The sequence below is a fragment of the Pseudomonas sp. WS 5532 genome, from assembly GCF_012985445.1.
GTDB lineage: Bacteria > Pseudomonadota > Gammaproteobacteria > Pseudomonadales > Pseudomonadaceae > Aquipseudomonas > Aquipseudomonas edaphica.
Genome location: NZ_JAAQWK010000012.1, coordinates 167,379 through 186,454, shown reverse-complemented (window position 1 = coordinate 186,454; position 19,076 = coordinate 167,379). Strand labels below are relative to the sequence as shown.

Genomic DNA, 19,076 nt, shown 5'->3' with positions numbered 1-19,076 from the left:
CGGCCGCCTGATTGAGGAGCTTCCCCTTGAAACTGCTTACCCCATTGCGCCTCTTGGCCGCATTGTCCCTGGCCGGTGCCAGCCTGTTTGCCCAGGCGGCAGATGTGACCATCGCCTACCAGACCACCGTAGACCCGGCGAAAGTCGCCCAGGCCGACGGTGCGTATGAAAAAGCTACCAACGCCAGGATCGACTGGCGCAAATTCGACAATGGCGCCGACATCATCGCCGCCATTGCTTCCGGCGACGTCCAGATTGGCTACCTCGGTTCCAGCCCGCTGACCGCTGCGGTAACGCGCAAAGTACCCGTTGAAACCTTCCTGGTCGCCACCCAGATCGGCGGCGCCGAAGCGCTGGTAGCGCGCAATGGTTCGGGAATCAACAGCCCACAGGACCTGGTCGGCAAAAAGATTGCCGTGCCTTTCGTGTCTACCGGCCACTACAGCCTGTTGGCCGCGCTGAAACACTGGAACATCGACCCTTCCAAAGTGACCATCCTCAACCTCGCACCACCGGCAATCATTGCGGCGTGGAAGCGCGGTGATATCGACGCGACATACGTGTGGGACCCGGCCCTGGGCGTCGCCAAGGAAAACGGCAAAGTGCTGATCACCTCCGGCGAGCTGGCCAAGTTTGGCGCGCCCACCTTCGATGCCTGGATCGTGCGCAAAGACTTCGCCGAGAAACACCCGGAAATCATCACCGCCTTCGCCAAAGTCACCCTGGACGCCTACGCCGCCTACCGCAAAGACCCACAGGCCTGGCTGGCCGACAAAGGCAACGTCGACAAGCTGGTGAAGCTCTCCGGCGCCAAGGCCAGTGATATCCCACTGCTGCTGCAAGGCAACGTCTACCCACTGGCCGCTGACCAAGTAACCCTGCTGGGCGCACCGACTACCAAGGCTGTAACCGACACCGCCGCGTTCCTCAAGGAACAAGGCAAAGTCGACGCCGTGCTGCCGGACTACGCCCCTTACGTCAGCGCCAAGTTCATCACTAACTGATTCAAGGAGCTCATCGCGATGGCCTTGCTACAACTGGAGCGCATCAGCGCACAGTACCCAGGCGCCACAGAACCGGTACTGTCCGATATCTCACTCGACCTTGGGCCTCAGCAATTGCTGGTGGCCCTCGGCCCGTCCGGCAGTGGCAAGACTTCGCTGTTGAACCTGATTGCCGGTTTCGTCGAACCCTCTGCCGGGCGCATCACCCTCGATGGCGTGCCGGTCAAAGGCCCGAGCGCCGAACGCGGCGTGGTGTTCCAGGACGACGCTCTGCTGCCCTGGCAGGACGTGCTGGCCAACGTCGGCTTCGGCCTGGAACTGGCCGGTGTGCCCAAGGCACAACGCGAAGTGCGCGCCCGGGAAATGCTCGCACTGGTCGACCTGGCCGGTTTCGACAGCCGCCGTATCTGGCAGCTTTCCGGTGGCCAGAAACAGCGTGTCGGCCTGGCCCGCGCGCTGGCGGCTGACCCTCGCGTGCTGCTGATGGACGAGCCTTTCGGCGCCCTCGATGCCTTCACCCGCGAACAGATGCAGGAGTTGCTCCTGCAAGTCTGGCGGCGCACGGCCAAGCCGGTGTTCCTGATTACCCATGACATCGAAGAAGCGGTATTTCTCGCCACCGACCTGATCCTGCTGGCGCCCAACCCAGGCCAGATCGTCGAGCGCCTGCACCTGGACTTCGGTCAACGCTACGCCGCCGGTGAATCGGCGCGGGCGATCAAGTCCGACCCGCGCTTTATCGAAACCCGTGAACACGTGCTGGGCAAAGTGTTCTCGCAACGGCAGGTGCCTGCATGAGCAGCTACGAACTTCCCGCCACGGCCGCCAAGCCGGTAGCGCACAAGGTTATTCCGGTACGTCGTCGCCTGAGCACACGCTGGATCAGCGTACTCACCCTGGTCGCCTTGCTGGCAATCTGGTGGGCGGTTACCGCCACTGGCCTGATCGAACCGCTATTCCTGCCGCCACCATCCGCCGTGCTGCAAAAAGGCTGGCTGCTGGCGACCACCGGCTATATGGATTCCACTTTGTGGCAGCACCTGGGCGCGAGCCTCACGCGCATCGGCCTGGGCCTGGGCTTTGCGGTACTGACCGCCGTGCCGGTGGGGATTGCCATCGGTGCCAACCGCATTGCCCGTGGCATCCTCGACCCGCTGATCGAGTTCTACCGGCCGATTCCGCCCCTGGCTTACCTGCCGCTGATCGTGATCTGGTGCGGCATCGGTGAGCTGTCCAAGGTATTGCTGATTTACCTGGCGATCTTTGCGCCTATCGCCATCGCCACCGCGACCGGCGTGCGCACGGTCGACCCGGCCAAACTGCGTGCCGCGCAGTCGTTGGGCGCCACCCGCGCCCAGTTGATTCGCCATGTGATCCTGCCGAGCGCGCTGCCCGACATCCTTACCGGCGTGCGCATCGGCCTGGGTGTGGGTTGGTCGACCCTGGTTGCCGCCGAGCTGATCGCCGCCACCAGCGGCCTGGGCTTTATGGTGCAGTCGGCGGCGCAGTTCCTGGTCACCGACGTGGTGGTGCTGGGGATTCTGGTGATCGCCCTGATTGCCTTCGCCATGGAAATGGGCCTGCGTGCCCTGCAGCGCAAATTAGTGCCTTGGCATGGCCAGGCACATTGAGTGAGAACCGCATGAGCAGCCTGACCGTTACGCCAATAAGCACCGCCCTGGGCGCCCTGATCAGTGGCGTCGATATCACCCAACCGTTGAGCTTTGAAGAACGTGACGGCATTGAGCAGGCGCTGCTCAGCCACTCGGTGCTGTTCTTCCGTGGCCAAGCCGTCACCCCGCAGCAACAGGCGCGGTTTGCGGCAAATTTTGGCGACCTGCACATTCACCCGATCTACCCCAACGTGCCGGAGCAGCCCGAAGTGCTGATCCTCGACACTGCCGTGACTGACGTGCGCGACAACGCCGTATGGCACACCGACGTGACCTTCCTGCCGACGCCGGCGCTCGGCGCGGTGCTCAGCGCCAAGCTGCTGCCGGCCTTTGGTGGCGACACGTTGTGGGCCAGTGGCATTGCGGCGTATGAAGCCCTGTCGGAACCCTTCAAGCGCCTGCTCGACGGCCTCACGGCGACTCATGATTTCACCAAATCCTTCCCGCTGGAGCGCTTTGGCAACACCGCCGAAGACCTGGCGCGCTGGGAAGAGACCCGCAAGAAGAATCCCCCCCTGTCACACCCGGTGGTGCGCACGCATCCGGTCAGCGGGCGTAAGTCATTGTTTGTGAGTGATGGGTTCACCACCAAAATCAACGAGCTGGAGCCGGCGGAAAGCGAGGCCATACTCAAGCTGCTGTTTGCCCACGCAACACGGCCGGAATTCACCATTCGCTGGCGCTGGCAGGAGAACGACGTGGCGTTCTGGGACAACCGCGTGACCCAGCACTACGCCGTGGATGACTACCGTCCGCAACGGCGCGTGATGCATCGCGCCACAATCCTGGGCGACGTCCCCTTCTAAACCAGGCACAACCTCTGAATCAATGAAGATCAAAATGTGGGAGCTGGCTTGCCTGCGATAGCGGTGGACCAGCCACAACTTAATCGACTGACACACCGCCTTCGCGGGCAAGCCCGGCTCCCACATTGACCGCGTACTGACGAATGAATTTGCCACACTGAAGATCAAAATATGGGAGCTGGCTTGCCTGCGATAGCGGTGGACCAGCCACAACTTAATCGACTGACACACCGCCTTCGCGGGCAAGCCCGGCTCCCACATTGACCGCGTACTGCCGAATGAATTTGCCACACTGAAGATCAAAATGTGGGAGCTGGCTTGCCTGCGATAGCGGTGGACCAGCCACTACTTCATCGACTGATGCACCGCCATCGCGGGCAAGCCCGGCTCCCACATTGACCGCGTACTGCCGAATGAATTTGCCACACTGAAGATCAAAATGTGGGAGCTGGCTTGCCTGCGATAGCGGTGGACCAGCCACTACTTCATCGACTGACACACCGCCATCGCGGGCAAGCCCGGCTCCCACATTGACCGCGTACTGCCGAGTGAATTTGCCACACTGAAGATCAAAATGTGGGAGCTGGCTTGCCTGCGATAGCGGCGTACCAGCCCATGCATTCATCGACTGACACACCGCCTTCGCGGGCAAGCCCGGCTCCCACATTGACCGCGTACTGCCGAGTGAATTTGCCATACTGAAGATCAAAATGTGGGAGCGGGTTGTGCCGGCTTATTCAGCAGTGGACGGTTTTTCCCACAGGTTAATCCCGCCTTCCTGCGCAAACCGATCAATCTCCGCCAGTTCTTCCGCGCTGAAGCTCAAGTTCTTCAACGCGCCAACGTTTTCAATGATCTGCTCCGGTCGGCTCGCACCAATCAAGGCACTGGTCACCCGTGGGTCACGCAGGGTCCAGGCCAGGGCCAGTTGCGCGAGGCTCTGGCCACGGCGCTTGGCGATTTCATTCAACCCACGCACATGGGCAATGTTGGCTTCAGACAAGTGCTTGGCCTGCAACGAGCCGCCACCTGGGCGGTTGACCCGTGCATCGGCCGGCACGCCGTTGAGGTACTTGTCGGTGAGCAAACCCTGGGCCAGTGGTGTGAAAGCAATCACCCCTGCGCCAAGTTCGTCGGTGGTATCCAGCAGGTCTTTTTCAATCCAGCGGTTGAGCAGGTTGTAGGCCGGCTGGTGGATCAGCAACGGCACTTTCCACTCTTTGAGCAGCGCCGCCATTTCGCGGGTTTTCACCCCCGAATAAGACGAGATACCGATGTACAACGCTTTGCCCTGCTGCACGGCAGTGGCAAGGGCGCTGGCGGTTTCTTCCAACGGGGTGTCGGCGTCAAAACGGTGAGAGTAGAAAATATCCACGTAGTCGACGCCCAGGCGTTGCAGGCTCTGGTCCAGGCTCGCCAGTACGTATTTGCGCGAACCGCCACCCTGGCCGTAAGGGCCGGGCCACATGTCCCAGCCGGCTTTGCTGGAAATGATCAGCTCGTCGCGGTAGTGCTTGAAGTCTTCACGCAGCAAACGGCCGAAGTTGATCTCGGCGCTGCCATACGGTGGGCCGTAGTTGTTGGCCAGGTCGAAGTGGTTGATCCCCAGGTCAAACGCAGTGCGCAGCAGGGCGCGCTGGGTGTCAATCGGGGTGCTGTCGCCAAAGTTGTGCCACAGCCCCAGGGACAGTGCCGGCAGCACCAACCCACTGCGACCTACGCGGCGGTACGGGATAGATTCATAGCGGTTTTCGGCAGCAATGTAAGTCATCGAATCCTCTCTTGGACGTAGGCAAATAAGGCCTGGGAATAAGGTTATTCCCAGGCCTTTTAACCAGCTGAATCGCTTAAGCCTGCCGTTCCGTTCTACAGCAATTTCCTACCAGAGTGGAACGACGTAGCTGACATAAAAGCGATTTTCATCTTGAACGGTGGCACCGGTAATATCCGGGCTGGCGTGGGCATTTTTCCAGGTCACGCCCAGGCCCTTGAGGGTGCCGGTCGGTACTTGGTAAGCCACGGCAATGTTGCGTTCCCACTCGCTGGTGGTGCCTTGCACGGTGCGGATGTCATCACCGTGGGCATAGGCCGCCGAGAACGTCAGGCCGGTAAGGCCCAGCTTACCGAAGTCATACTTGTACTGCGCAAGCCAAGTGCGCTCACCGGCGTGTTGAAATTTATTCAACTGCATGTTGGTGAGCGCCGGGGTGTCTGCGCCTGAGCCCGGCCCTTGGCGGTTGTCGCCGCTGTTGAGGCCGGAATCGAGGTACGGGAAGTCGCTGTCACCGCTGTTTTTCTGGATGCCCAAGCCGACGGTGTGACCGTCCAGGCTGTAGCTCTCCAGCAAACTGGCGGTGGTTTGGTTGATGCGGCCCTTGCTGGTGCCGTCGCCATACAGACCGGCGCCGGTAAAGTCTTTATCGCCGTCGGCGTTGGCGCCTACACCAAGGCTGCGGAACACGCGCACGTCGGTGTCGATGGCGCCCACGGACAACGCGTCATGGCGCTTGGCACCAAGGAAGAACTGCTGGTAGTAATCCTCAAGGTTGGAGTACCACAGGCTCACGGTGGTGTTCTGGATGCCGGTGTAATCCGCACCGCCGAACAGGAAGCGATCGCTTTCTCGGGTGCCGCCGGCGGTGATCATGCCTTGGTCGCCGGTTTCGTTGCGGATCTTGGTCTTGAAGATATCGCCTCCGGTGAAGGTGAAGTCGCTGAGGTCTTTGGAGACCAGTTGCACGCCGGTATTGGTCTGCTGGTACAGGCGGCCGTCGGTGTTGGCCAGTACCGGGTTGTTGCCATACAGCGTGCCAACCCGCAGTTCATCTTTGGCGAAACGCATCTTGAAGGTCGGGCTGAGTACACCGAACTGGTCGGCGGATTTGCCGTTGTCCAACGGGAACATGCTGCCTGGGTAGCGGCCCTGGTGATCCTTGTCGTTGAGGTCGCCGCCGGAGTCGAGTTTCAAGCCGTAAAACGCCTGCAAGTCCAGGCCAAAACCTACCGGGCCTTCGGTGTAGCCGGACTTGAAGTTGAACTCGAAACCCTGGCCCCAATCCCGCACGCTATGCGCCTTGGCGTTGCTGCCCACCACATCACGACCTTGCTGGTTGAGATAGCGGTTGAGCAGGGTCACGTCGGCGTGGCTGTCGTCGATAAAATCGGCATGGGCGGACAGCATAAAGCTCGCCATGGCGGCACCTACCATGGGGCTTATTAACGTCTTCATTGTTACCGGTCTCCGTCACTGTTCTGAAATGAAAGCGTCAAACGCTTCACACAATTACGCAGTGGCCAGATGACAGTTCGGAGTCAAAACGCTTAGTTCACGAATGAAATTAAGTTTAAGAAAGCCTTTAATTACACGGGTTTGCGGGCATTTGATCGTTCCCACGCGGAGCGTGGGAACGATCGGTGGGTCAGCGCACCAGGTGCAGGAACTGCAGGTGGCGCTCGTACTGGTCGAGGATGTCGTTGATGATCTGCTCCTTGGTGTAGCCGACCAGATCGTAGTCCTGGCTGCCCTCACTCAAGTGCACTTCCGCGCGGTAATAGCGGCGGTTGTTGATCTCTTTGGAACCCATGCCACCACGGGCGAACGACGGCGTGAAATAGCCGCGCATCTGCACCTGGTAAACGAATGGATGCTCCTCGCCATGCCCGATTTCCAGGCTGACGCTGTCGTTGGACGGGTCCGGCTGAGTCACCACATTCAGGCCTTTCTCGACAAACACCGCCGTCACTTCTTCGATCGCCGGGCGCACCGTCGATTCGAGGAAACGGTACACCTCATCACGTGACGGGAAGTGCACAGCCTGGCTCAAACGCTGGCGCCAACCGCCTCGGCCTTTGCGCGCCGCCGACACCGGTGCCAGCGAATGCAGCTGGGCAATCTGCTTCTGCGATTCGAGGTAGAAGGCCTTGTGCAGCCCCCACATCATCAGCAGCAAAATCAGCGAGAACGGCAACGAAGTCAGCACCACCGCAGACTTGAGCGAATCAATACTGCCGGCAAACAGCAGGGCACTGGTGACCAGCGCCGTCATCGCGCCCCAGAACACCCGCAGCCATTTCGGCCCGTCTTCATCGGCGTTGCCGCCTTTGGACGAAAGCGTCGACAGCACTACAGTGCCGGAATCCGCCGAAGTGACGAAGAACACGAAGCTGATAAACACCGTGACGGCGATCACCGTCTTGCTCCACGGGTAGGTTTCCAGCAGCAAGTAGAGGCTCATCGAAGGGTCATCGATGGCCGACTGGCCCAACGCGGTCATGCCGTGGTTGAGTACCTGGTCGATGGCGCTGTTGCCGAAGATCGACATCCAGGCCAGGGTGAAACCCAGCGGGATCAGCAACACACCGAAGACGAACTCGCGGATGGTACGGCCACGGGAAATACGCGCGATGAACAGGCCCACGAACGGCGACCATGCGATCCACCAGGCCCAGTAGAACACCGTCCAACCGCCCAGCCAGTCGCTGGGTTTGTCGTAGGCGTACACATCGAAGCTCTTGGTCGGCAAGGCGCCGAGGTAGTCACCGATGTTCTGGATCAAGGTGTTGAGCAAGTGCTGGGTGGGGCCTGCGAACAACACAAACAGCAGCAGCGCACAGGCCAGCAGCATGTTGATGTCGGACATCACTCGCACGCCCTTGTCGACGCCGGCGACGGCAACCAGGATCGCGGCGCCCATCATCAAGGTGATCAGGCCAACCTGGATCCACTGCGTATGCGCGATGCCAAACAGGTAGTCGAGACCGGAGTTGAGGTGCAACACGCCAAAACCCATATCGGCGCCCAGGCCGAACACCGTGGCGATGATGCCGAAGCCGTCCACCGCATAACCGATGGGGCCGTTGATGCGCTTGCCGATCAATGGGTACAGCGCCGAACGCAGCGCCAGCGGCAGGTTATGCCGGTAGGCGAAGTACGCCAGGGCCATGCCGACAAAGGCAAACACGCCCCAGCCATGCAGACCCCAGTGCAGAAACAGGATCTGCATGGCCTGGCGAGCCGCATCGGCATTCATCGGCGCGCCCTGAGGCGGCTGCACCAGGTGTGTCAGCGGCTCGGAGACGCAGAAGAAAAACAGCGTGATGCTGATCCCGGCGGCGAACAGCATGCCGGCCCAGGACAGGTAACTGAATTCGGGCTCGTCGTGGTCGGCACCGAGTTTTATCTTGCCGTAGCCCGATAGCGCGGTGACCACCACGAAGACCAGATACAGCGTCATCGCGAGCATGTAGTACCAGCCGACCGTGTTGGCCGCCCAGTTTTGCGCTGCCAGCAGCCAGGCACCGGCCTGTTGCGGAATAGCGATGACAGTGATGCCAAACAGCAAAATGAAGGTTGCGGCAAAGTAGAAAACCGGCGCATTCATGCGCACCAGGCCGCTGGATGGGGTGGACGATGCACTCATGAACGATGCACCCCGAAGGTGTGTGATGTGGCTGTAAATAACGGACTCAGCAAAGGTAAGCCTCCTGTTGTGAGCGGGCAGCGAACCACCGGGTTTAACTTGAACGAGCATTCAAGTTAAACATAGGTAGGCGGTTTGGGACTAATCGCAGGGCTGAGTGGTAGACAATTCCTACACTAGCTCAAGGATTGGTATGACGGGCGGGGATGGCAAATCGTTCAGTGGCTCGGAATTGAAATGCGGACACTACTGTGGGAGCTGGCTTGCCTGCGATAGCGGTCTGTCAGCTACAAATGTGCCAACTGGTCCTCCGCTATCGCAGGCAAGCCAGCTCCCACAGTTGATCGGTGTTTGGCTCAAATACTATTTCTGCGCGCCGTCGTCATGTTGCAAATTCGCCTGCGTGATGTTCGCCCCCGCCGGCACGCTGCGGGTCAGCCACACATTGCCGCCAATGGTCGAGCCCTTGCCGATGGTGATGCGCCCCAGGATCGTCGCCCCGGCATAAATCACCACATCGTCCTCAACGATCGGATGGCGCGGGTGGCCTTTCTGCAACTGCCCGTCCTCATCCGCCGGGAAACGCTTGGCGCCCAACGTCACGGCCTGGTAGATGCGCACGCGCTCGCCGATGATCGCGGTCTCGCCGATCACCACACCTGTCCCGTGGTCGATAAAGAAACTCGGGCCGATCTGCGCGCCGGGGTGAATATCGATGCCGGTGGCCGAGTGAGCAATCTCTGCACTGATCCGCGCCAGCAACGGCAGCCCGGCGCGGTACAGATGGTGCGCCAGGCGATGGTGAATCACCGCCAGAATCCCCGGATAGCACAGCAGCACTTCATCCACACTGCGCGCAGCCGGGTCGCCGTGGTAGGCGGCGAGCACATCGGTGTCCAACAGGCTGCGCAGTGAGGGCAAGGCCAGGGCGAAATCCTGGATCAGGCGGATGGCCAGGGCATCGACCTCGCTGTCATCCCTTGCACCCTGGCGCGCGGCGTAGCGCAGCTCCAGGCGGGCCTGAGCGAGCAAGGCATTCAGGGCGACGTCGAGGGTATGCCCGACGTAAAAATCTTCACTTTCTTCACGCAGGTCCACCGGGCCCAGGCGCATCGGGAACAGCGCGCCGCACAGCGCTTCAAGAATCTGCGCCACCGCCTCGCGGGACGGCAACTCGCGGCCACCGTGTTCGCCACTCAGGCGGCCATTGCGCGTTCGCCACTGGTCCCGGGCGCTGCGCAGCTGGCTGACGATGGTCTGTAATTGCCAATGACTGGAACGCTCACTCACGGTATTCACTCCTGACGATATGGCCATCACTTTACGGTATGCACCCTGGCCACCCTTAAGAACCAATGGTGTGATGCTAAGAACTATCCGGCATAAGCGATTGGCGGTTGCCGGTTGAAAAGTGCCTGCCTATAGTCGCCCCATCACTTAGCCACTGTATGTCGCCATGATCAAACAACAGCTCGACCGTTTTAACCGCCTGGAACTGCTGGGCGGCGCCACCGCCCTGGAAAAACTCGAGCGGCTGTCGGCCTGGCTGGGCAGGGACATTTACGTCAAGCGCGACGACACCACGCCGCTGGCCATGGGCGGCAACAAGCTGCGCAAGCTTGAATACCTGGCCGCCGATGCCATCGCCCAGGGCGCCGACACCCTGGTGACCGCCGGCGCCATCCAATCCAACCATGTGCGCCAGACCGCCGCGCTGGCCGCCAAGCTTGGCCTGGGCTGCGTGGCGCTGCTGGAAAACCCCACCGGCACCGAAGACCCCAACTACCTCGGCAACGGCAACCGCCTGCTGCTGGAGTTGTTCGACGCCAAAGTCGAATTGGTCGAGAACCTCGATAACGTCGACGACCAACTCAACGCCCTCGCCGACCGCCTGCGCAGCAACGGCAAGAAGCCCTACCTCGTCCCTATTGGCGGCTCCAATGCCTTGGGTGCCTTGGGTTACGTGCGCGCCGGGCTGGAGCTGGCCGGGCAGATCGAAGAAAGCGGCATCGAGTTCGCCGCCGTGGTGCTGGCCTCGGGCAGCGCGGGCACCCATAGCGGCCTCGCCTTGGCGTTGAGTGAAGTGCTGCCGGACCTGCCGGTGGTGGGCATTACCGTGTCGCGCACCGAAGAAGCCCAGTTCCCGAAAGTACAGGGCCTGGCCGAACGCACCGCCGAGTTGCTGGGCGTGGACATTCCCGAAGCCTTCAAAGTGATCCTGTGGGACGAATATTTCGGCCCGCGCTACGGCGAACCGAACGCCGGCACCCTGGCGGCGGTCAAGCTATTAGCCAGCCAGGAAGGCTTGCTGCTGGACCCGGTCTACACCGGCAAGGCCATGGCCGGTTTGCTCGATGGCATCGGGCGTCAGCGGTTTGAGGACGGCCCGATCATTTTCCTGCACACCGGTGGGGCGCCGGCGCTGTTTGCGTATGACTCGGTGCTTAACTGAATAAACACCGATCAAAATGTGGGAGCTGGCTTGCCTGCGATAGCGGTTCGTCAGCTACAAATGTGTTGGCTGATACACCGTTATCGCAGGCAAGCCGGCTCCCACATTAGATCAACCTAATATTCCAAAAAGAAATATCAAATTAATTTTATATTATTTTCAAGTCTTAAAAACTCGCTTTATAGTCGCGCCGAAGGCGAAGACGCGCACCGCGCTTTAAGGCAGGATACGACTACTGCGTCACCTGCTTCGCTCAACATAAAAAACACAGGGGCTGTTCATGACTATTTCTGTATTGCGTCGCACGTTGCTGGTTGGCACTTTGGGCTTGGCACTCGGGGCTGGTCTGATGGGCCAGGCGATTGCCGGCGAGCAGCTGAGCACCATCAAGAAAGCGGGCGAGATCAAGATCGGCCTGGAAGGCACCTACCCGCCGTTCAGCTTTGTCGATGAAAGCGGCAAGCTCAGCGGCTTTGAAGTCGAGCTGTCCGAAGCGCTGGCCAAAGAGCTGGGCGTCAAGGTCAAGCTGCAGGCCACGCCATGGGACGGCATCCTCGCCGCCCTGGAATCCAAGCGCCTGGATGCAGTGGTCAACCAAGTGACCATCTCCGAGGAGCGCAAAAAGAAGTATGACTTCTCCAAGCCTTACACCGTGTCCGGTATCCAGGCGCTGGTGCTGAAGAAAAACGCCGACAGCATCAAGACCGCCGACGACCTGGCCGGCAAGAAAGTCGGTGTGGGCCTGGGCACCAACTATGAGCAATGGCTCAAGGACAACCAACCCAAAGCCATCATCAAGACTTACAACGATGACCCAACCAAGTTCCAGGACCTGCGCATTGGCCGTATCGACGCCATCCTGATCGACCGCTTGGCCGCCCTGGAATACGCCAAGAAAGCCCCGGACACCGCCGCTGCCGGTGATGCCTTCTCCCGTCAGGAAGCCGGTATTGCCCTGCGCAAAGGTGAGCCAGAGCTGCTCGACGCAGTGAACAAGGCCCTCGACAAGCTGCGCGCCGATGGCACCTTGAAGAAGCTGTCCGAGAAGTACTTCAACGCTGACGTCACTAAATAATGGAAGCAGGTTTCCAACTCGCGCTGGACTCCGCGCCCTTTCTGCTCAAGGGCGCGTACTACACGGTGATTCTTAGCCTCGGCGGGATGTTTTTCGGCTTGCTGCTGGGCTTCGGCCTGGCCTTGATGCGTTTGTCGCGCTTCAAGCTTCTAAGCTGGACCGCCCGAGTCTACGTGTCGTTCTTTCGCGGCACGCCCTTGCTGGTGCAGCTGTTCTTGATCTACTACGGCTTGCCGCAAGTGGGCATCGAGCTGGATCCGATTCCGGCGGCCATGATCGGCTTTTCGCTGAACATGGCCGCTTACGCCTGTGAAATCCTGCGCGCCGCGATCAGCTCCATCGAGCGCGGCCAATGGGAAGCTGCCGCCAGCATCGGCATGACACGCGCGCAGACCCTGCGCCGGGCCATTCTGCCGCAGGCCATGCGCACGGCCTTGCCGCCGCTGGGCAACAGCTTTATTTCGCTGGTCAAGGACACGGCACTGGCCGCCACAATCCAGGTGCCGGAGTTGTTCCGCCAGGCACAGCTGGTGTCGGCGCGTACTTTCGAAATCTTCACCATGTACCTGTCCGCCGCCCTGATCTACTGGATCCTGGCAAGCATCCTGGCGCACTTTCAAAATCGCCTGGAAGACCGGGTCAACCGGCATGACCTGGAGTCCTGAGCATGATCGTGGTTGAAAAACTGACCAAACAATTCAAAGGTCAGGTGGTACTCAACGGCATCGACCTGGAGGTCAAGGAAGGCGAAGTGGTCGCCATCATTGGCCCCAGCGGTTCCGGCAAGACCACATTGCTGCGCTGCCTGAACTTCCTCGAAGAACCCACCAGCGGTCGCATCAAGGTCGGTGATATCGAGATCGACAGCAGCAAACCGCTCAGCCAGCAGCAAGGCCTGGTGCGGCGCTTGCGCCAGCATGTGGGTTTTGTGTTCCAGAATTTCAACCTGTTCCCGCACCGCACCGCGCTGGAAAACGTCATCGAAGGCCCGATCGTGGTCAAGAAGATGCCGCGCGAGGCGGCGACCGCGCTCGGTCGCAAGCTCTTGGCCAGGGTCGGCCTGGCCGGCAAGGAAGACGCCTACCCACGGCGTTTGTCCGGCGGCCAGCAACAGCGCGTGGCGATTGCCCGTGCCTTGGCCATGGAACCGGAGGTGATTCTGTTTGACGAGCCCACCTCGGCGCTCGACCCGGAGCTGGTCGGCGAAGTGCTGGCGACCATCCGCAGCCTGGCCGAAGAAAACCGCACCATGGTCATCGTCACCCACGAAATGAGCTTCGCCCGCGATGTTGCCAACCGGGTGATCTTCTTCGACAAAGGCGTGATCGTGGAGCAAGGCGAAGCCAAGGCACTGTTCGCCAACCCCAAGGAAGAACGGACCAAGCAGTTTTTGAGCAAGTTTTTGGCCCACTGACTGGCTTGCAGCGTGGCGAGGGAGCTTGCTCCCGCTGGGCTGCGCAGCGGCCCCAAAATCCTGGGAGCGCTTCGCACTCCAGCGGGAGCAAGCTCCCTCGCCACAGTCCTACGCAAAACCCTCGCAACTATGGGTAAAAGGCCCCTCCAACCGCGCCTTAAAATCCCCAGCCGCGTCAGCCTTTTCTGAATCTGCTCCAACTCGCCGTTTAGCCTTTTGCCGCCATTGACGCCCGCTGGTCAACCCTCTTATCTAGCGCTCAGAGGATTGGATCCTATCCCGGCTACTCACTGAATCGTTCCTTTCGGCACCCTGCGCGCAATCGCGCCACGGGCGCCGGAACGATTGCTGCTGGCTGCATCAAGGAGATTACTTATGACGCGCACCGCACCCCAGGCCACGCTCACCGCCCCGACCCTGCCCCAGGCGAATCGACACGGCATCAATGCCCTCGCCGCCACCCAATTGCAGGTGGATATCGCGCCTTACCCTGGCATGGACGAGGGCGACCTGATCGAACTGTTCTGGAACAACTGCTTTGCCGACTCACGTCGGATTACCGCGTGCAAGGTCGGCACGCTGACCCGCCTGCGTGTACCCGAAAGTTTTATTCAGGATGGCACCGCACGGGTTCACTACCAGGTCATGCAAGTCGGCCACGGCCCGGCACGTTCAGACCTCACTCAGGTGCCTGTGAAGACCTGCTATCCCGGTGGCCACCCTTCTGCACTGCTGGACGATGAAAACCAGAACCTCGCCCCGGTGTGCCTGCCCGAAACTATCCGCCGCTACGGTGTCAACGGCAGCCAGGTGCGGCGCGGCATTCCGCTGACCATCCAGCCCTACCTGAACATGGCCACGGGCGATTCAATCACCTTGCGCTGGGGCGACGTGCGCCTGGACCTGCCAAGAATCCAGGCCAAAGGCGTCGGCCTGCCGGTGCAGGTGTGGGTGCCGTCCACAATGATTATCGAAGCGGGCGACGACAGCCGCCTGGACGTGACGTACTGCATTCTCGATCGGGTCGGCAATAATTCGCGCTGGGCACCGGTACGCACCTTGAACATCGCCACCTGCGCGCCACAGCCGCCAGCCCGCTCCGCCAGGGCCGCGACGACCTATCAACCGCGCCAGCCCGGGTCACCCTGCGAACCTGGGTAACAGCCCTTCTATGCATATTCCTATAAGTTAGTTTATTTATAAATTTAACACGCTTAGGGTATATGCACCGGACCACCGGACTTCTCTGATTTTTCTGTTTTTATTTCATTGAATGCGAGGTCGGTATGGTCAGAATTACCCCGGTGCATAACGCCAGGGCATTACGTGCAGCCAAGGAGCGGCGCTGATGTCTAACTTGGCTCTAACACCCCCCCAGAGTGATCTGGACGTAGCCCCACTGCTGTTGCCGGCCACGGTGCTGCGCAACGACGCCCAGGCGTTGAGCGCGGCCCATGAGCTGGCTCAGGCCGCGCGCCTGCAAGCAGCCAAACGCGACCAGCAGCGCAAACTGCCTTGGGCGCAGCTTGAGCAGTTCACCCGCAGCGGGCTGGGCAGTATTTCCATTCCCCGTGAATACGGCGGCCCCCAAGTGTCATTCGTGACCCTGGCCGAAGTGTTCGCGATCATCAGCGCAGCGGACCCGGCCCTCGGGCAAATCCCGCAGAACCATTTCGGCATTCTGCACCTGCTGCACAGCACCGCCACCGAGCGCCAGAAAAAGCAGCTGTTCCAGAGCGTGCTCGACGGTTGGCGCATCGGCAATGGCGGCCCCGAGCGCGGCACCAAAAACACCCTGGAACTCAAGGCGCGCCTCACGGCCAAGGATGACGGCTATGTGATCAGCGGCCAGAAGTTCTACTCCACCGGCGCCTTGTTCGCCCATTGGGTCGCAGTAAAAGCACTCAACGATGACGGCAAGCAAGTCATGGCGTTTGTGCGCCGTGGCACGCCGGGGCTACGCATCGTTGACGATTGGTCGGGCTTTGGCCAACGCACCACCGCCAGCGGCACGGTATTGCTCGACCAGGTGCCGGTGGACGCAGAGTTGGTCGTCGACAACTGGCGCCTCGGCGAAAGCCCGAATATCCAGGGCGCCGTTTCGCAACTGATCCAGGCCGCCATCGATGCCGGCATCGCCCGTGGGGCGCTGGATGACACCATCGCCTTCGTGCGCGAACGTTCGCGCCCGTGGATCGACGCCAAGGTCGAACGCGCCAGCGATGACCTGTACGTGATCGCCGATATCGGCAAACTGAAAATCGAACTGCACGCCGCCGAAGCCCTGCTGCGCAAGGCCGGCAAGGTGCTGGACGAGGTCAGCGCCGCGCCGATCACCGCGCACTCGGCCGCCCGCGCCTCGATTGCCGTGGCCGAGGCCAAGGTGCTGACCACCGAAGTGTCGTTGCTGGTCAGCGAAAAGCTCTTCGAACTGGCCGGCAGCCGCGCCACCCTCGCCGAATTCAACCTCGACCGCCACTGGCGCAACGCCCGCGTGCACACCCTGCACGACCCGGTGCGCTGGAAGTATCACGCCATCGGCGCGTATCGGCTGAACGGCACTTTGCCTGCTCGACATTCCTGGATCTGACCGACCAGACATCTGGAGAAACCCATGACTTTTTCCCCTAACGTCGCGGTCATCACCAGCGACGAACACGCCCTTGTTGTCGCCAGCGACCTGGCCGAAGACTTCCGCCGTGACAGCGCCCAGCGCGACCGCGAACGCCGCCTGCCCTTGCCTGAACTGGACGTGTTTTCGCGCTCCGGCCTGTGGGGCATCAGCGTACCCAAGGAGTATGGCGGCGCTGGCGTTTCCAACGTCACCCTGGCCAAGGTCATCGCCCTGATTGCCCAGGCCGATGCCTCCCTGGGCCAGATCCCGCAAAACCACTTTTATGCGCTGGAAGTCCTGCGCGTAAACGGCAGCCCGGCCCAACAACAACGCCTGTACGCCGAAGTACTCGCCGGGAAACGTTTCGGCAATGCCTTGGCGGAACTCGGCACCAAGACCGCCCACGACCGTGTTACCTCCATCACCCGCGATGGCGATGGTTTTCGCATCACAGGCCGCAAGTTCTACTCCACCGGTGCGATCTACGCCCAGCGCATCCCCACCTCGGTGGTGGATGAACACGGCGTGCAGCAACTGGCGTTTGTGCCCCGCGACAGCGAGGGCTTGAGCGTGATCGACGACTGGAGTGGTTTCGGCCAGCGCACCACTGGCAGCGGTTCAGTGGTGTTCGACAACGTGTGGGTGGCCGCCCAGGACGTGATCCCGTTCCAGAGCGCCTTCGAGCGCCCGACCACCGTCGGCCCGCTGGCGCAGATCCTTCACGCCGCCATCGACACCGGCATCGCCCGTGCCGCCTTTGAGGATGCGCTGCACTTTGTGCGCACCAAAACCCGCCCATGGATCGACGCCGGCAACGAAAAGGCCAGCGAAGACCCGCTGACACTCAAGAGCTTCGGCCACTTGAGCATCCGCCTGCACGCCACCGAGGCCTTGCTGGAGCGCGCGGGCGAATACCTCGACCGCGCCCAGGCCGATAGCAATGCCCAGACCGTCGCAGCAACCTCTATTGCTGTCGCTGAAGCGCGCGCCTTGAGTACGGAAATCTCCCTGGCTGCCGGCAGCACCTTGTTCGAACTGGCCGGCAGCCAGGCGACCCTGGCCGAACATGGCCTCGACCGCCACTGGCGCAACGCCCGCGTGCACACCCTGCACGACCCGGTGCGCTGGAAATACCACGCGGTGGGCAATTACTACCTCAACGATGAAAACCCACCACTGCGGGGGACCATCTGAATGGCCAAGAAAAAAATCCTGCTCAATGCCTTCAACATGAACTGCATCGGGCATATCAACCACGGCCTGTGGACCCACCCACGGGATACCTCCACGCAATACAAAACCGTCGAATACTGGACGGAACTGGCGCAAACCCTGGAGCGCGGGCTGTTCGACGGTTTGTTCATCGCGGATATCGTCGGCGTGTACGACGTGTACCAGAACGCTATCGACGTGCCGCTCAAAGAGTCGATCCAACTGCCGGTCAATGACCCGCTGCTGTTGGTCTCGGCCATGGCCGCCGTGACCAAAAACCTCGGTTTCGGCCTCACCGCCAACCTCACCTACGAGCCGCCGTACCTGTTCGCCCGACGCATGTCCACGCTCGATCACCTGAGCCGTGGCCGGGTCGGCTGGAACATCGTCACCGGCTACCTCGACAGCGCCGCCAAGGCCATGGGCCTGACCGAGCAGGTTGAGCATGACCGCCGCTATGACCAAGCCGATGAGTACCTGCAGGTGCTGTACAAACTCTGGGAAGGCAGCTGGGAAGACGACGCGGTGCTCAACGACCCCAAGCAGCGGGTCTACGCGCAGCCGGGCAAGGTGCACAAGGTCGAGCATCACGGCGAGTTCTATCAGGTCGAGGGTTATCACCTGTGCGAACCGTCGCCGCAGCGCACGCCGGTATTGTTCCAGGCCGGCAGTTCGGACCGTGGCCTGCTGTTCGCCGGGCAACATGCCGAGTGCGTGTTCATCAGCGGCCAGAACAAGGCCGCGACCAAAACCCAGGTGGACAAGGTGCGCGCCAGTGCCGTCGAGGCCGGGCGCAACCCGGAGGACATCAAGGTATTCATGGGGCTTAACGTGATCGTTGGCGCCACCGAAGCGCTGGCCTGGGCCAAGCACGCCGAGTACTTGAGCTACGCCAGCCCGGAAGCCGGCGTGGCGCATTTTTCGGCGTCCACGGCGATTGATTTTTCTCAATACGAGATCGACGAACCGATCCAGTACGTGAAGAGCAACGCGATTCAGTCGGCCACCAAGAACCTGCAGAACAACGACTGGACCCGGCGCAAATTGCTCGAACAGCACGCCTTGGGTGGGCGCTACATCACTTTGGTTGGCTCGCCCGAGCAAGTGGCTGATGAGCTGGAATCCTGGATCAGCGAGACCGGCCTGGACGGCTTCAATTTGACGCGGATTGTGACGCCGGAAAGCTATGTCGACTTTATCGACCTGGTGGTGCCGGAGTTGCAGAAGCGTGGGTCGTACAAGACGGCCTATGAGCAGGGAACACTGCGCGAAAAGGTCTTCCACGCCGGCGCTCGCCTACCCGAGCAACACACCGGTTCCACTTACCGACACTGAACCAAAACTGTGGGAGCTGGCTTGTCGAACCGTCGCACCGCTGCGATAGCGGTCTGTCAGCCACATTTTTT

The 19,076-nt window shown here is 61.0% G+C and carries 17 protein-coding genes; 12 read left to right on the top strand and 5 right to left on the bottom strand.

Going from position 1 to position 19,076, the window contains the following annotated elements; translation table 11 throughout:
- Positions 1–26 precede the first annotated feature (26 nt).
- Genes tauA through tauD form a run of 4 tightly spaced genes read left to right on the top strand, consistent with a single transcriptional unit; the run spans position 27 to position 3,483 of the window.
- Positions 27–1,004: a taurine ABC transporter substrate-binding protein gene (gene tauA / locus HBO23_RS20890; RefSeq protein ID WP_169986664.1), complete on the top strand. Its 978-nt coding sequence runs from the start codon at positions 27–29 to the stop codon at positions 1,002–1,004.
- A gap of 18 nt (positions 1,005–1,022) precedes the next feature.
- Entirely contained in the window at positions 1,023–1,802 is a 780-nt protein-coding gene (gene tauB, locus HBO23_RS20885; RefSeq protein ID WP_017135361.1) for a taurine ABC transporter ATP-binding subunit, read from the top strand.
- Complete coding sequence (gene tauC, locus HBO23_RS20880; RefSeq protein ID WP_099549521.1) at positions 1,799–2,635, top strand: taurine ABC transporter permease TauC; 837 nt, start codon at positions 1,799–1,801, stop codon at positions 2,633–2,635. The genes tauB and tauC overlap by 4 nt, the downstream gene beginning before the upstream one ends.
- Positions 2,636–2,646: 11 nt before the next feature.
- Positions 2,647–3,483, top strand: coding sequence for a taurine dioxygenase (tauD, locus tag HBO23_RS20875; RefSeq protein WP_170039530.1), 837 nt, complete (start codon positions 2,647–2,649; stop codon positions 3,481–3,483).
- Between the two features lie 214 nt (positions 3,484–3,697).
- On the opposite strand, the gene HBO23_RS20870 is transcribed toward tauD, so the two are convergent.
- The 5 genes from HBO23_RS20870 to epsC all read right to left on the bottom strand — a co-directional run bounded on the left by HBO23_RS20870 (position 3,698) and on the right by epsC (position 10,193).
- Complete coding sequence (locus tag HBO23_RS20870; protein WP_170039527.1) at positions 3,698–4,108, bottom strand: hypothetical protein; 411 nt, start codon at positions 4,106–4,108, stop codon at positions 3,698–3,700.
- Positions 4,109–4,216: 108 nt separating this feature from the next.
- Positions 4,217–5,254 (bottom strand): L-glyceraldehyde 3-phosphate reductase, encoded by a 1,038-nt coding sequence (mgrA, locus tag HBO23_RS20865; RefSeq protein WP_017135725.1) that lies wholly within the window; start codon positions 5,252–5,254, stop codon positions 4,217–4,219.
- 108 nt (positions 5,255–5,362) lie between these two features.
- Positions 5,363–6,691 (bottom strand): OprD family outer membrane porin, encoded by a 1,329-nt coding sequence (locus HBO23_RS20860; RefSeq protein ID WP_017135726.1) that lies wholly within the window; start codon positions 6,689–6,691, stop codon positions 5,363–5,365.
- A gap of 211 nt (positions 6,692–6,902) precedes the next feature.
- On the bottom strand, positions 6,903–8,864 hold the full coding sequence (gene betT / locus HBO23_RS20855; RefSeq protein WP_169986756.1) for a choline transporter BetT: 1,962 nt from the start codon (positions 8,862–8,864) through the stop codon (positions 6,903–6,905).
- Between the two features lie 402 nt (positions 8,865–9,266).
- A complete protein-coding gene (gene epsC, locus HBO23_RS20850; protein ID WP_017135728.1) occupies positions 9,267–10,193 on the bottom strand; it encodes a serine O-acetyltransferase EpsC in 927 nt (308 codons plus the stop codon).
- A gap of 166 nt (positions 10,194–10,359) precedes the next feature.
- Between epsC and HBO23_RS20845 the strand changes: the two genes are divergently transcribed.
- The 8 genes from HBO23_RS20845 (at position 10,360) to HBO23_RS20810 (ending at position 19,005) form a co-directional block, all read left to right on the top strand.
- Positions 10,360–11,355: a D-cysteine desulfhydrase gene (locus HBO23_RS20845; RefSeq protein WP_017135729.1), complete on the top strand. Its 996-nt coding sequence runs from the start codon at positions 10,360–10,362 to the stop codon at positions 11,353–11,355.
- A 280-nt stretch (positions 11,356–11,635) separates the two neighbouring features.
- Positions 11,636–12,430, top strand: coding sequence for a cystine ABC transporter substrate-binding protein (tcyJ, locus tag HBO23_RS20840; protein ID WP_170039524.1), 795 nt, complete (start codon positions 11,636–11,638; stop codon positions 12,428–12,430).
- Positions 12,430–13,095, top strand: coding sequence for a cystine ABC transporter permease (gene tcyL, locus HBO23_RS20835; protein WP_017135731.1), 666 nt, complete (start codon positions 12,430–12,432; stop codon positions 13,093–13,095). The genes tcyJ and tcyL overlap by 1 nt, the downstream gene beginning before the upstream one ends.
- Before the next feature lie 2 nt (positions 13,096–13,097).
- Positions 13,098–13,844, top strand: a complete 747-nt coding sequence (tcyN, locus tag HBO23_RS20830) for an L-cystine ABC transporter ATP-binding protein TcyN (protein WP_170039521.1) — start codon at positions 13,098–13,100, stop codon at positions 13,842–13,844.
- Between the two features lie 375 nt (positions 13,845–14,219).
- On the top strand, positions 14,220–15,005 hold the full coding sequence (locus tag HBO23_RS20825) for a hypothetical protein (RefSeq protein WP_170039518.1): 786 nt from the start codon (positions 14,220–14,222) through the stop codon (positions 15,003–15,005).
- A 187-nt stretch (positions 15,006–15,192) separates the two neighbouring features.
- Entirely contained in the window at positions 15,193–16,434 is a 1,242-nt protein-coding gene (locus HBO23_RS20820) for an SfnB family sulfur acquisition oxidoreductase (RefSeq protein ID WP_170039515.1), read from the top strand.
- Between the two features lie 24 nt (positions 16,435–16,458).
- On the top strand, positions 16,459–17,652 hold the full coding sequence (locus HBO23_RS20815; RefSeq protein ID WP_170039512.1) for an SfnB family sulfur acquisition oxidoreductase: 1,194 nt from the start codon (positions 16,459–16,461) through the stop codon (positions 17,650–17,652).
- On the top strand, positions 17,653–19,005 hold the full coding sequence (locus HBO23_RS20810; RefSeq protein ID WP_170039496.1) for an LLM class flavin-dependent oxidoreductase: 1,353 nt from the start codon (positions 17,653–17,655) through the stop codon (positions 19,003–19,005).
- Positions 19,006–19,076 lie beyond the last annotated feature (71 nt).

Excerpts from the sequence above, each read along its gene's own strand:
- tauB (WP_017135361.1), top strand. The coding sequence starts at position 1,023 with ATGGCCTTGCTACAACTGGAGCGCATCAGCGCACAGTACCCAGGCGCC.
- tauC (WP_099549521.1), top strand. The coding sequence starts at position 1,799 with ATGAGCAGCTACGAACTTCCCGCCACGGCCGCCAAGCCGGTAGCGCAC.
- tauD (WP_170039530.1), top strand. The coding sequence starts at position 2,647 with ATGAGCAGCCTGACCGTTACGCCAATAAGCACCGCCCTGGGCGCCCTG.
- HBO23_RS20870 (WP_170039527.1), bottom strand. The coding sequence starts at position 4,108 with ATGAATGCATGGGCTGGTACGCCGCTATCGCAGGCAAGCCAGCTCCCA.
- mgrA (WP_017135725.1), bottom strand. The coding sequence starts at position 5,254 with ATGACTTACATTGCTGCCGAAAACCGCTATGAATCTATCCCGTACCGC.
- HBO23_RS20860 (WP_017135726.1), bottom strand. The coding sequence starts at position 6,691 with ATGGTAGGTGCCGCCATGGCGAGCTTTATGCTGTCCGCCCATGCCGAT.
- betT (WP_169986756.1), bottom strand. The coding sequence starts at position 8,864 with ATGAATGCGCCGGTTTTCTACTTTGCCGCAACCTTCATTTTGCTGTTT.
- HBO23_RS20845 (WP_017135729.1), top strand. The coding sequence starts at position 10,360 with ATGATCAAACAACAGCTCGACCGTTTTAACCGCCTGGAACTGCTGGGC.
- tcyJ (WP_170039524.1), top strand. The coding sequence starts at position 11,636 with ATGACTATTTCTGTATTGCGTCGCACGTTGCTGGTTGGCACTTTGGGC.
- tcyL (WP_017135731.1), top strand. The coding sequence starts at position 12,430 with ATGGAAGCAGGTTTCCAACTCGCGCTGGACTCCGCGCCCTTTCTGCTC.
- tcyN (WP_170039521.1), top strand. The coding sequence starts at position 13,098 with ATGATCGTGGTTGAAAAACTGACCAAACAATTCAAAGGTCAGGTGGTA.
- HBO23_RS20825 (WP_170039518.1), top strand. The coding sequence starts at position 14,220 with ATGACGCGCACCGCACCCCAGGCCACGCTCACCGCCCCGACCCTGCCC.
- HBO23_RS20820 (WP_170039515.1), top strand. The coding sequence starts at position 15,193 with ATGTCTAACTTGGCTCTAACACCCCCCCAGAGTGATCTGGACGTAGCC.
- HBO23_RS20815 (WP_170039512.1), top strand. The coding sequence starts at position 16,459 with ATGACTTTTTCCCCTAACGTCGCGGTCATCACCAGCGACGAACACGCC.
- HBO23_RS20810 (WP_170039496.1), top strand. The coding sequence starts at position 17,653 with ATGGCCAAGAAAAAAATCCTGCTCAATGCCTTCAACATGAACTGCATC.